Source organism: Streptacidiphilus sp. BW17 (assembly GCF_041262485.1).
Classification (GTDB): Bacteria; Actinomycetota; Actinomycetes; order Streptomycetales; family Streptomycetaceae; genus Streptacidiphilus.
The window spans coordinates 11,361-23,905 of the sequence record NZ_JBGCCR010000005.1; the positions used below are offsets into that span (position 1 = coordinate 11,361).

At 69.6% G+C, this 12,545-nt stretch carries 11 protein-coding genes and 1 pseudogene; 4 read left to right on the forward strand and 8 right to left on the reverse strand.

Annotation, left to right across the window (positions count from 1 at the left end; translation table 11 throughout):
• Positions 1–9: 9 nt before the first annotated feature.
• The 7 genes and pseudogenes from ABH940_RS07630 to ABH940_RS07660 form a co-directional block, all read right to left on the reverse strand.
• Positions 10–621, reverse strand: coding sequence for a DUF6262 family protein (locus ABH940_RS07630; protein ID WP_370104888.1), 612 nt, complete (start codon positions 619–621; stop codon positions 10–12).
• On the reverse strand, positions 618–3,158 hold the full coding sequence (locus tag ABH940_RS07635; protein ID WP_370104889.1) for a tyrosine-type recombinase/integrase: 2,541 nt from the start codon (positions 3,156–3,158) through the stop codon (positions 618–620). Before ABH940_RS07635 ends, ABH940_RS07630 begins: the two co-directional genes overlap by 4 nt.
• Positions 3,155–4,237, reverse strand: a complete 1,083-nt coding sequence (locus ABH940_RS07640; protein ID WP_370104890.1) for a tyrosine-type recombinase/integrase — start codon at positions 4,235–4,237, stop codon at positions 3,155–3,157. The genes ABH940_RS07635 and ABH940_RS07640 overlap by 4 nt, the downstream gene beginning before the upstream one ends.
• 232 nt (positions 4,238–4,469) lie before the next feature.
• Positions 4,470–4,961: pseudogene (locus ABH940_RS07645) on the reverse strand (glycosyltransferase family 2 protein); the annotation flags it as partial.
• Positions 4,962–5,074: 113 nt separating this feature from the next.
• Positions 5,075–5,806 (reverse strand): CDP-alcohol phosphatidyltransferase family protein, encoded by a 732-nt coding sequence (locus ABH940_RS07650; RefSeq protein ID WP_370064419.1) that lies wholly within the window; start codon positions 5,804–5,806, stop codon positions 5,075–5,077.
• 184 nt (positions 5,807–5,990) lie between these two features.
• Entirely contained in the window at positions 5,991–7,052 is a 1,062-nt protein-coding gene (locus tag ABH940_RS07655; RefSeq protein ID WP_370063891.1) for an iron-containing alcohol dehydrogenase family protein, read from the reverse strand.
• Entirely contained in the window at positions 7,040–7,795 is a 756-nt protein-coding gene (locus ABH940_RS07660; RefSeq protein WP_370063893.1) for a sugar phosphate nucleotidyltransferase, read from the reverse strand. Before ABH940_RS07660 ends, ABH940_RS07655 begins: the two co-directional genes overlap by 13 nt.
• A gap of 191 nt (positions 7,796–7,986) precedes the next feature.
• Between ABH940_RS07660 and idi the strand changes: the two genes are divergently transcribed.
• Positions 7,987–8,553: an isopentenyl-diphosphate Delta-isomerase gene (gene idi / locus ABH940_RS07665; RefSeq protein WP_370104891.1), complete on the forward strand. Its 567-nt coding sequence runs from the start codon at positions 7,987–7,989 to the stop codon at positions 8,551–8,553.
• A 140-nt stretch (positions 8,554–8,693) separates the two neighbouring features.
• On the opposite strand, the gene ABH940_RS07670 is transcribed toward idi, so the two are convergent.
• Complete coding sequence (locus ABH940_RS07670) at positions 8,694–9,743, reverse strand: calcium:proton antiporter (protein ID WP_370104892.1); 1,050 nt, start codon at positions 9,741–9,743, stop codon at positions 8,694–8,696.
• Between the two features lie 192 nt (positions 9,744–9,935).
• On the opposite strand from ABH940_RS07670, the gene ABH940_RS07675 reads away from it, so the two are divergent.
• The 3 genes from ABH940_RS07675 (at position 9,936) to ABH940_RS07685 (ending at position 12,500) form a co-directional block, all read left to right on the forward strand.
• A complete protein-coding gene (locus tag ABH940_RS07675; protein ID WP_370104895.1) occupies positions 9,936–10,424 on the forward strand; it encodes a MarR family winged helix-turn-helix transcriptional regulator in 489 nt (162 codons plus the stop codon).
• On the forward strand, positions 10,421–11,878 hold the full coding sequence (locus tag ABH940_RS07680; RefSeq protein ID WP_370104896.1) for an MFS transporter: 1,458 nt from the start codon (positions 10,421–10,423) through the stop codon (positions 11,876–11,878). Before ABH940_RS07675 ends, ABH940_RS07680 begins: the two co-directional genes overlap by 4 nt.
• A gap of 76 nt (positions 11,879–11,954) precedes the next feature.
• Positions 11,955–12,500 (forward strand): isochorismatase family protein, encoded by a 546-nt coding sequence (locus tag ABH940_RS07685; protein WP_370063903.1) that lies wholly within the window; start codon positions 11,955–11,957, stop codon positions 12,498–12,500.
• Positions 12,501–12,545: the final 45 nt, after the last annotated feature.

Here is a 12,545-nt window from a genome sequence, read left to right on the forward strand (position 1 = left end):
GTTGCGGCCTCACTCCTTGGTCGAGCGAAGGCTGCGGACTGTGCCGGGAGGCTGCTGTGCGATCAGCTGCGCCTGGTACTCGGCGATCCTCCGATCCTGAGATCGGTTGTTCTCGCGGGCGGCGGCAAGACGACTGGCAAGGGAGTGCTGCTCGGCGGTCGATGCCCGTAGCTGCTGCTTGAGGGTGGTGTTCTCGGTGGTGAGCCGTTGTACGGCATCAGCTGGCAGGTCCAGTTCCAGGTCTCGGATCCTGCCCATGAGTTCACCGATCTGACGGCGCTGATCCTGGAGCTCGGCAGCAGTCCGCCGAAGCGCGTCCTCGGCGTTCAGCGCCCTCTCCCGCCAGGATGCCTCCGCCGCATCTGCGGTCTCCTGCCTGCTGCGGGCCTGCTGGCCCTGGGATCCGGCAACAGCTTGGGCGATCAACTCCCGTGCTGTCGAGTTCTGGTAGAGAAAGCTGCGCGAGACACCGGCTCGGCGTTCTACCGCCCGGACGGTCACCGGGGCGCGCTCCTTGCGCATCACCTTCAAGGCGTCGCGCACTCGATGCAGCAGCCTCTCGGAGTGCTGTCGGCGCGCCTGGATGGCCGACTCCGCCTGTGCGGGCGTGCTGCCGCTCATGCGGCCTCATCCTCGTCGTCGGTGTTGCGGTCCTCGACCGGGAACCCCGTGTTCCACATGTGGCTGAAGTAGTCCTGCGGGCGCCGCAGGTCCATGGCGAGGGCTTGGTCGAGCAAGCCAAGGCCGGCCAGAGCCCTCTCAAGGCCGTCGATGGCGCGTGAGGTGGGCTCGAAGACCTTGTGCAGGTAGTCGGCTGTCACGTCGTCCGGGGCGCGCTCGGCGATGGAGTGCCACTGTTCGCGTTTGCGGCGCCAGTAGAGCAGGTCAGCGCCGGTCATGACGAGCTTGTCGCAGTTGTCGCAGTCCAGGTTCCGGGGGCACTTGCCGCCTTCGACGACCACTTGAGCAGTGCAGAGGCCGCCAAGAGTAGGGGTACAGCGTCTGCCGACATCGACGGCCAGAGCGAGCGCGTCCTGGTTGCTCAGCGGGTTCAGGGCGGTGTTGAACAGCGGTTCGCCGGGGTGCTCTGCCCCGGGGCCGCTGACCCAGACCCGCTGCAGGACGTCGTCCAGGTCAGTGCTGGCGATGTCGACGTAGTGCTCGGCCATCGCCTCGGAGACCTGGCCCAGGTACTTCTTGACGTGGGTGAGGGAGGCACCCGCCTTGAGAAGCTTAGTGGCGAGCGTGTGGCGGGCCTGATGGGGCACAGCTCTGCCCAGATCGAGGGTCTGCACCCACTCGCGGAAGGACACGCTGAAGAAGCCGTACGAGAGCGCCTTCGTCTCGTCGGGGTTCGCCCTGTTCGAGGGGAACAGGGCGATGGCCTCCTGCTCCAGCACGGTAGGCAGTCGTCCCTGCCGACGCTCGAAGCGTAGGAGCGTCGTGCGCCTCCTGGCATCGAGACGCTGGTAGAGGTACTCGGGGATGCGAATACCCTCGTCGAGGTTGCCGACTTTTGTCTGGTCGTGCCAGAGCATCGGGGCACCGTAGAGATGGGAGATGCAGTTGTAGCGGAGCCGAACAACCTCGTTGCCTCGGCGGCCGGTGTAGACCAGCGTCTCCCAGATGTCCCGCAGGCCCCGGTCGTTCCCGTCCCAGGTCCCTGCGAAGCGCTGAAGGTTGTCCTCGTTCGCCAAGGCCCGGACGAGGTCGTCGTCGAACGGTCGACGCTTACGGGGGGCGAGCCTTCCACCGCGCGGGAGGGCGGCGATGAAGGCCCGGTCCAGGCCGAGCTCATCACTTTCTCCGCGCTCGAGCAGTTCGTAGAGCACCTTGCGGATGTAGTTGAACGTCGTCCGGTTGCTCGCCGCGGTGACCACAGCCGGGGCGCCGTTGTAGCGCACGATCAAGGACGACAGCTTGGCAACGGCCCGATGGCGCTGATCGGCGGCGAACCGCTCGGCATGGGCAGCCGTCAGGAGGGTGGGGTCGTTCCCTGCTCGAGGCGCGTCTACAGCCAGGAACGTCCCGAGCTCCGAAATTGCTCGCCGTGCCGAGTTGACCGGGCCACTGCTGCGAGGGCAGTCGACGGACTGCAAGAGCCTGGCAAGGTGGTCCCAGAGCACGTCACGCAGCCAGGGCTGCTGCACGGCGGTCAGGTCGTAGACGGTGTCCCCTTGCGGGAAGCGACGCCCGAAGTGCTCGGTGTCGATGAAACCTGCGGCGCGGCTGTCCTCCTTGGTGTAATAGAGCGGCCGCAGGCGGCTCAGAATCTCTCGGGCGATCTGGTGGTGACGACTGCGGCCGTCCTCAAGGTCAAGCCCGGACAGGGAGTCGGCTTCTTGCGCCCGGCACGAGTTCGTCAGCGCACGTAGGTCGGTGAGCGTCCAGGCCGCAAGGCGCCTGTTGTCACGGGCATGAGCGTCCAGGCCCCAACGCAGTTCGGCGGCGGCCAGTGGACGCAAACCAGTGAGGACCACCTGCCCGATCCGGTAGGCCGGCGTTTCACGAGCGCACCATTCCTCGAAGGCGAGCAAGCCGGGCTCGCCGGTGGTTCCGAGCTCGCTGCCGGGACGCCCGGCCATACGATGACGATCCCGGTGTTGGGCGCACAGCCCGAGGTCACCGTCTGCCAGCAAGTCGCAGACGCTGACGCGGCAGGTCCCGAAGCCGTGCGGGTAGGGCTCTTGAGCGGCCATCCACACAGACAGATCGGCCGTGTCCGGATGTGTACGGGCCAGGTGACCCCACCGACCAGCGTGCATCAGGCAGAGTCTCGACGTCCGGGACGCGGCAGGCCGGTTGGGGCAGATCGCGCAGAGTTCCTGCGCCCCGCCCTCCTTCAACTCGAGGGGCTGGGCCAGCGTCAAGAAGGCCGCCATGGTCGCAGTCTCAGGGGCCTGTGCGAGATGCAGCTTCCACTTCTGCGCATGGCTGCAGCAGAGCTTTTCGGTGGAATTCCTGGTGCGCTCGCACTTGGGTACTGCGCATCCCCAGCCGTACTTCGGGTGATCGGCGGGGATGTCCAGCACATCCTCACCACGGAACAACGGGTCAAAGGAGGGGCCGTTGATCAGCGCCTCCAGAAGTTCCAGACGGTCACTGCCCAGCCGGCGATGAGGATCTGCTGCCGGTAGAGCACGGTGGACGGATCTCATTTGGTCTCACCCCACACGGTGTCCAGCGCGGAGACGAACTTTGAGTCTTGCAGGTCAGCGTGGCCGTAGACCTGCTCGACGGTCTGCGCGGACGCCCAGCCACCGGCCTCCTTCGCAACCACCGCATTGCCGCCGGCGGCGTCGAGGACGCCGCTGCCGAACTGGTGGCGCCACATATGCGGCTTGATCAGCCCCAGGTCCAACCGGTAGCCGGCCCGCCGCAGCAGCTTCCGAGCCGAATCCGTCGTCCACGGCATCCCCGTGTTCGGCCCGGCGAGGTTCACCAAGAGCATGCCGTGCTTGGCGTCTGACGGGTACTCAGTCGTCATGTAGTCGAAGTAGGTGTGCACCATCGCCGGACTCACCCGCCGGATCGTCCCGCCCCGGACGATCCCGTCTTCGACGGCCCAGTCCTGCTTCGTCTTCACTCGCGAGCAGTTCGGGTTCGTCTCGCGGTGACAGATGTGTACGTGAGCTGTAGAGCACTCGCCGCACCGTGTGTTCTCCCGCAGATGCAGGTCGACCAGGTGCAGACCGGTGAGTTCGCCGATGCGGAAGCCCCCGTCATCCAGCCAGGTCAGGAGCATCCGGTCCCGCGCCGTGCCGAAGTTCTCGAGCAGGACCTCTTTCGCGCCTTCCGGCGGCAGCTTCGGATGACGTCGCCGAACCGTTCGTTTCGGCCGCAGCTTGTTGACCGGCTTGTCGCGCAGCAGATGCCCCAGCACAGCCCGGTTGCGATCCGCCTTCGTCGGCAGCCGGGACCCGGCCAGCTCGCCCGCGAGCTGCTCGTTGACGCCCAGCTTTCCCTGGTGGACGTAGAAGCCCTTCAGCGCCGCCGAGGCGGTCTCCAGCGTGCGCTGCTGATAGGGCTTCTTGCCCGCCCGCCACGGCTGGCCGAACGGCCCCCTGAACTCGGCGCCGACCGCCCCCATGTACCGCTCAAGGTCGTAGAGCTTCACCGTCGCGGACGACAAGCCCTCGAACGGGAGCCATCGCAGATGATCCACCAGCAGGTAGGCGTAGGTTCTCGCGGTACCGACGTCGCACATCCGCAGGAAGCTGTCCGCCGTGCGGTGCACGGAACTGTCAGCTTCCAGGATTGTGTACTCGACCCGGCCGTCCTGCCGCGGGATCTCCTGAACCCGGAGATCCCCGATGACTGTCCGTCGGCTCACGCGCTATCACCCGCCCCACCCTCGCAACCTAGGTGTACATCACACACACGATGCACTCGTCCGGTTAACGAGGGTGGGACAGGCTGGGTAACGCCCTAGACACACATCAAGCACACAGCACAGGCAGGCAGGAAAACTCGTGGGCGTAGAAGAACTCACCCGGTAGCTGGCCCGCCGTCGCGAAGACAGCAGACCGGACGGCGCTCGCGCCGCCGAGGAACGTGGTGACCCGCGATGGGCGCATCGGGTCGGAGGCGCGCAGGCGAGGCACGTGGCGGCGCTGCGTGAGGCCCTCCTCGTCGGCGATGCGGAAGGAGACGATGCCGAGCTTCGGGTCGGCCGCGAAGGCCTCGCGCAGCTTCTCGGCGGAGTCGTCCAGCGTCAGCAGGCCGTCGTCGTCGAGGAAGAGGACGACGTCGACGTCGCGTCCGTCCGAGCCGAAGGCCTCGATACCGACGTTGCGTCCGCCCGGGATGCCGAGGTTCTCGGGGACCTCGACGCCACGCACGCCCTCGGGGAGTTCGGGCAGCGGCGCGCCGTTGGCCACGACCACGACCTCGACGGCCGGGCCGCGCTGCGCGGCCACGGAGTCGAGCAGCGCGCGCAGTTCGACCGGACGGTTGCCCATGGTGATGACGACCGCGCCGAGCTTCAGGTGGTCGGCCTTCGCCGCATCCGTGCTCTTCGCCGCATCCGTGGCCTTCGCCTCGTCCGCGTTCTTCGCCTCGTCCGCCACGGCGCTCACCGGAGCCGGCTCGAGAGGACGATGCTGAGCAGGTGCAGCAGGGTCTGCAGCAGCGCGATGCCCGCGAGGACGGCGACCGCGAGGCGGCTGAAGAAGAGCCCGCCGTGGACCGCGTCCGCGATGCCCGCCGCCAGGATGACGAGCGACGCCTCGACGCCGCCGATCAGACGGTGGAACTTGAGCGCAGAGGCCAGCTTCCGGGCCTTGGCGACGCCCGCCGCGCGCGGGACCGAGGCCGAGTCCTCGACCGCCGTCAGGCCGCGGCGGATCCGGGCGACGTCGACGAGGTCGGTCTCCGCCTTGATCAGGATCGCGCCGAGCGCGGACAGCGTGCCGAGGAAGGCCCAGAGCCAGGCCCGCGAACCGTCGTGCTGGAACAGGTCGGCGGCGCGGAGACCGAAGCCGGTCAGCAGCGCGGCCTCGGAAAGGTAGTGACCGATCCGGTCCAGGTAGACGCCGGTCGTGGAGGTCTGCTTGCGCCAGCGGGCAAGTTCGCCGTCGACGCAGTCGAGGCCGAGGTAGACCTGGATCAGCAGGGCGCCGAGGACCGCGCCCCAGATGCCGGGGAGCAGCAGGACCGCGCCGGCGAGCACGCCCGCGACCATCATCAGCCAGGTCAACTGGTTCGGCGTGACCGGGGCGTTGACCAGGTGGCGGGTCAGGCGCGAGGAGATCCGGCGCATGTAGATGCGCCCGGCCCAGTGCTCGCCGGAGCGGCGGTCGAGCAGGCCCTCCGGGTGCGCGACCGCGCGGAACTCGGCGAGCGACGGCTTGGGGCCCTTGGCCCTGGGCCGGCTCGCCGCGGACTGGTTCTCCACGGACTGGTTCTCCGCGGGCTGGTTCTCCGTGGGCTGGTTCACTGCGGACTCCGAACGAGCGGACTCAGCAGACTCAGACTCAGGAGAGGCGGAGTCAGGAGCAGACGTCTTTGACATAGGAGGTGTACGCGTCCCGGATGGCGGAGGTGTCGAGATCGAGGTGTTCCAGGATGGTGTAGCGGCCTGGACGAGTTTCCGGAGCATAGTGCACGGCTGCGACGAACTCCTGGTCGGTGAAGCCGATCTGGTCGGCCGTCACCGGGAGGCCGTGGCGGCGCAGCGACTGCACCATCTGGCCCGCCACCGGCAGGTCACCCCGCAGGTAGGTGGCGAAGGCGGCACCGAGGCCGCACTGTTCGCCGTGCTGGGCCTTGCGGTCCGGGTAGAGGATGTCGAGCGCGTGGTTGATCTCGTGGCAGGCGCCGCTGGCGGGGCGGCTGCTCCCGGCGACGTTCATGGAGATACCGGTGAGCACCAGCGCCTCGGCCAGCGCGATCAGGAAGTCGTTGTCGGCGATCGTGCCGGGGTGGCGCAGGATGGTCTCGCCCGCGGTGCGGGCCATGGCCGCGGCCAGGCCGTCGACGCTCTCGCGGGTCTCGCGCTGGGACAGCTCCCAGTCGGCGATACAGGAGATGTTGGAGATCGCGTCGCCGACTCCCGCCGCGACGAACCGCGCGGGGGCGCGGCGGATCACGTCGAGGTCGACGATCATCCCAATCGGGCTGGGCACGCCGTAGGAGCCGCGTCCGGCGTCGTTGTCGAGCGTCGAGACCGGCGAGCAGAGGCCGTCGTGGGCCAGGTTGGTGGCGACCGCGACGATCGGCAGGCCGACGCGGGCCGCCGCGTACTTGGCCACGTCGATGATCTTGCCGCCGCCGAGCCCGACCAGCGCGTCGTAGTGGCCGCCCTTGACCTGGTCGGCCAGCTTCACCGCCGCGTCGAGCGTGCCGTCCGCGACCGTGAACCAGGCCGCGCCCGGGAGCTGCGGCACGAGGCGCTCGCGCATCGCCGCGCCGGAACCGGCGCTGACCGCGACCGCGATCCGGCCGGACGCGGCGATGCGCTGGTCCGCCAGGACCGCGCCGAGGTCGTCGAGCGCTCCGGCGCGGATGTCGACGACCAACGGCGAGGGGACCAGTCGGGTCAGTACCGGCACGCGATCTCCCGGCCCTTGGCGAGGTCCTCGTGGTTGTCGACCTCGACCCAGGAGACCTCGCCGATCGGCTGGGTGTCGATGCGCAGGCCGCGGTCGATCATCTCCTGGTAGCCGTCCTCGTAGTACAGCTGCGGGTCGCGCTCCCAGGTGGCCTGCAGGGCCGAGGCCAGGTCGTCGGCGGCGGAGGGGTTGATCAGCGTGACGCCGATGTACTCGCCGGTCGCGTCGGCCGGGTCCATCAGCTTGGTGATCCGGCGGGCGCCCTTCTCGGGGTCGACCGTGACCTTCATCTCCTCGTCGGCCAGCTTCTTGACCGTGTCGAGGGCCAGCAGCACGCCGGGGGCGTGGCCCGCGGCCGTCATCCGGGCGTTGGCCTCGAGCAGGGTCTGCTCGACCGCGTGCGGGTGGATGGTGTCGCTGTTGGCGAGGATCACGCCCTCCCGGAACAGCTCGCGGGCGCACCAGACGGTGTACGCGTTGTTCCAGGCCTCGGCCTTGGGGTTCTCCACCAGGTGCAGGCGGACGCCGTGGCGCTGCTCCAGCGCGGTCTTGCGCTCGCGGATCGCGTCGGCGCAGTAGCCCACGATGATCGCCACGTCGCGCATGTCGACCTCGGCGAAGTTGCGCAGGGTGATGTCGAGGATGGTCCGCTCGCCGTCGACCGGCACGAGCGCCTTGGGGAGCGTGTCGGTGTAGGGACGGAGGCGGCTGCCTGCGCCTGCGGCCGGAACAAGGCCGATCATGTGGAGTCTCCAGTGCTTCGGTTTCGCTTCTCGCGGACGGTCGCCCCCCACCCCGCCGCGCAGATCATCATTGCGGACCGTAGCGCCGTGGGACAAGCCAAGGCCCGTCTGCTGGCCTTTTGCGGCAGACTGTACCCCTGCCGGGCAGCTACCGGGCCAGGCGTGGACGCGACCTCTGTGAAAGGTGATCCATGACCGCCACCACCGTGACGACGACGGACGAGATCCTGCTCGAACTGGTCGACGAGCAGGGCCGGACGATCGGCACGGCCGAGAAGCTCTCCGCGCACCAGGCCCCCGGCCGGTTGCACCGGGCCTTCTCCGTGTTCCTCTTCGACGAGCAGGGCCGGATGCTGCTCCAGCAGCGTGCGCTGGGCAAGTATCACTCCCCCGGTGTGTGGTCGAACACGTGCTGCGGCCACCCCTACCCGGACGAGCCGCCGTTCGTCGCCGCCGCCCGCCGTACCGCCGAGGAGCTCGGCGCGGCTCCGGTGCGGCTGCAGCAGGCCGGGACGGTGACCTACGACCTGCCCGACGAGGCCTCCGGGCTGGTGGAGCGCGAGTACAACCACCTGTTCGTGGGCGTGGCGGACTCCACCTTCACCCCGAATCCGGACGAGGTCGCCGCGACGTCCTTCGTCACGCCGGAGGAGCTGGCCGAGCTCCAGGGCCAGAAGACGTTCTCGGTCTGGTTCCCCACGGTCCTGGATGCGGCCCGGCCGACGATCCGCACCGTCTTCCCGAACGCGGGCTGGTAGTCCGTCCCGGAAAGCCACGAAGGGAGCCCCGGTCGCCCGCGCGGCCGGGGCCTCGTTGTCAGGAGGCTCCGGTGTCGCCGGCGGCTCCGGTGTCAGCGGGCTCCGGTGTCAGCGGGCTCCGGTGTCGCGCGGCTCCAGCGTCACGGGATGACGGCCAGCACCAGGTACGCGCCCAGGATCGACAGGTGCACGCCGCCCTGGAGCGGTGTGGAGCGGCCCGGAACGATCGTGAGAGTGCCGACGACCATGGTCAGCGCCAGCAGGACCATGTGCGTGGAGTCCAGGCCGAGGACGAGCGGGCCGCTCAGCCAGATCGAGGCTACCGCGACGGCGGGGACGGTCAGGCCGATGCTGGCCATGGCGGAGCCCAGGGCCAGATTGAGACTCGTCTGCACCCGGTCCCTGCGGGCGGCGCGGACGGCGGCGATGGTCTCCGGCAGCAGCACCAGCAGCGCGATCACCACGCCCACCACGGAGGACGGCAGCCCGGCGGCGGCGACGCCGTGCTCGATCGTCGGGGACTCGACCTTGGCGAGGCCAACCACCGAGACCAGCGCGACCGCGAGCAGCCCGAGGCTGGTCAGCACCTCGCGTCGGGTCGGCACGTGGGCGTGCTCGTCGCCGTCGATCACCTCGCCGGCCCGGGCGAGCGGGAGGAAGTAGTCGCGGTGCCGGACCGTCTGGGTGAGCACGAAGAGGCCGTAGAGCACGACGGAGGCGGTGGCCGCGAAGGCCAGCTGACCGGGCGCGAAGCGCGGCCCCGGGGTGCTGGTGGTGAAGCGCGGCAGCACCAGGCTGAGCGTGGCCAGGGTGGCGACGGTGGCCAGCATCGCGCCGGTCCCCTCGCTGTTGTAGACGGCCACGCGGTGCCGCAGTGAGGCGCTGAGCAGGCAGATTCCCATGATCCCGTTGCAGGTGATCATGACGGCGGCGAAGACGGTGTCCCGGGCGAGCGTCGCGTTCTTCTCGCTGCCGTCGGCCATCAGCGTCACGATCAGCGCGACCTCGATGGCGGTGACGGCCACGGCCAGGACGAGCGAGCCGAAGGGCTCGCCGACCTTGTGGGCGATCACCTCGGCGTGGTGCACGGCGGCGAGGACGCCGCCCGCGAGGAAGACGGCGACCAGCGCGACCAGCGCCCAGGGCAGTGCGCGGCCCCAGGTGGCCGCGAGGACGAGCAAGGCGAGCACCGGTACGTAGACGGTCCATTGCTGGGTATATCAGCGCAAACGATCACTCATGCCCATGAGACTGCCAGATTCATCACACTTCTCCCGCGTCGGCGCGACGACGGGCACTCAATGGACGACGGCCACTCAATAGACAGGGAAACTCAACAGGCAACCTTGCAAATTCACCTGTCGACCTTCTAGGGTGGTCGTATGGATACCACCGATCCCGCCGACCGCAACGATCCCGCCCGTCCCGCCGATCGCACCGAACCCGCTGCCCTTGCGGTCGAGCTGCACGGCGTGCTCGGGCTGATCGCGCGTCGGGCCCGGGCGGCGTCCGCCGAGAGCGAGCTCACCGCGTCGCAGCGCTCCGCAGCGGCGCGGCTGCTGCACGAAGGCCCGGCCACGACCGCTGATCTGGCGCGGGCCGAGTACGTGCGGCCCCAGTCGATGCGGTTGACGCTCGGCGCGCTGGAGGAGCGCGGCATGGTCCGCCGCACCCCGCATCCGACCGACGGACGGCAGGTGCTGGTCGAGCTGACCGACGCCGGGCGGGAGCAGATGCAGGCCGTGCTCCAGGCCAAACAGGACTGGCTCAGCCACGCCCTGGCCACCGACCTGGACGAGGCGCAGCGCGCGACGATCGCCGCCGCGCTGCCGCTTCTGCGCGCCCTCGCGGGCGAGGCGGCACAGGCGTGACGGCCACGTCGGACCTCTCGACACAGTCGAACTCCCAGGCGGACACACGCAAGGCGTTCAGCGGCACGATGATGACGCCGCTGCTGATCGGGGTCGCGCTCAACCCGATCAACTCGACGATGATCGCCACCGCGCTGGTCTCCATAGGTACGGCCTTCGGCGTCGGCGTGTCCAGCACCGCGTGGCTGGTCGCGATCCTCTACCTGGCCAGCGCCGTGGGACAGCCCACCATGGGCAAGCTGGCGGACCTCATCGGTCCGCGTCGGATCTTCCTGACCGGACTGCTGGTAGTGGTCGCCGCGGGCCTTGTCGGCGCGCTGGCACCGGCGTTCGGGTGGCTGATCGCCTCCCGGGTGCTGCTGGGCATCGGCACCTCGGCCGCCTACCCGTCGGCGATGGCGATGCTGCGCGCCGAGACCCGCCGCACCGGTGTCGAGGCGCCGCGCACGGTCCTCGGGCGACTCTCGCTCGCCTCGCTGTCCAGTGCGGCGGTCGGTCCGGTGCTCGGCGGCGCGCTGGCGGCGACGCTGGGGTGGCGGGCGGTCTTCGCGGTCAACATCCCGCTGGCACTCGTGGCGCTGCTGCTCGCGCTGCGCTGGGTCCCGGGCGACGCACGCGGGACGGCGCAGCAACAGGCCGACGGACAGCGGGCCGACGGACAACCGGCCCACGGACAGTCTGCCGACCGGGCGCGGACCCTGACGCTGATCGACCTGCCCGGCATCACGCTCTTCGCGGCCACCATCGCCACGCTCATGCTCTTCCTGATGAACCTGTCCCGGCCGCAGTGGCTGCTGCTGGGACTGGCGCTGGTGCTCGCCGCCGTCCTGGTCCGGAGGCAACTCCGGGCCCCGCACCCGTTCCTGGACCTGCGGCTGCTCGGCCGGAACCCAGGGCTGACCCGGACCTTCCTGCGCAGCGGGCTGACCTACCTGGTGCTCTACTGCATGCTCTACGGCTACTCGCAGTGGCTCCAGGACGGGCACGGCTTCAACGCCTTCCACGCCGGTCTGATCGCTCTGCCGATGTCCGCGACGGCCGCCGTCTTCTCCCTGCTCGGGGCGCGGACCAGGACGCTGCGCGCCCCGCTGGTCGCGCTGACGCTGCTGCTGACCGCCGGGTCCGCGCTGCTGCTGACGGTCGATCACCGGTCGTCGGTGCTGCTGCTGGTGCTGGTCAGCGCGCTCTTCGGGGTCGGGCAGGGGCTGGCGTCCAGTTGCAACCAGGCCGCCCTCTACGCCCAGGCGCCGACGGATGGCGTCGGGGCCGCGGCCGGACTGCAGCGGACCTCGATCTACCTCGGCGCGATCCTGTCGTCCTCCGTCATCGCGCTGCTCTACGGCACCCGCGCCACCGACGGCGGCCTGCACGGGGTCGCGGCGGTGATGGGCGTGCTCTGCGTCGCCCTGATCGCCCTCACCACCGCGGACCGCGCGCTGCGCCGACGGCGCTGAGCCGCACCCGACTACCTACCGACGCACACGAGTTCAACCCGTACGACACGTACAACGAGAAGAAAGCAGGCTGCACATGGCTGCCACCACGATCGACCCGACCACCGCCCTGGTCCTGATCGACCTGCAGAAGGGCATCGCCGCCTTCGCCAAGGACCACGGCATCGACGAGGTCCTGGCCAACTCCGAGCGCCTGGTCGCCGCGTTCCGCGAGCGCGGGCTGACCGTCGTGCAGGTCAACGTCACCGGCGGCGCTGCGGGACGCACCGAGCAGCAGCGCCCGCTGCACGACCTGCCCGCCGACTGGGCCGAGCTGATCATCCCGGCCGAGCCGGGCGACATCACCGTCACCAAGCAGACCTGGGGCGCCTTCCACGGCACCGAGCTGCACGCGGAGCTGGAGAAGCGCGGCGTGACCCAGATCGTTCTCGTCGGCGTCGCGACCAGCGTGGGCGTCGAGTCGACGGCCCGTGCCGCGTACGAGCACGGCTACCACGTCACGCTGGCCACGGACGCGATGACCGACATGGACCCGGTCTCGCACGAGCACAGCATCGCCCGGGTCTTCCCCAAGCTCGGCGAGACCGGGACCACGGAGGAGATCCTCGCCCTGCTGGGCTGACCACCTCTCTGGCCAGCCCCGGCTCTCTGATCAGCCCGGCTCGCT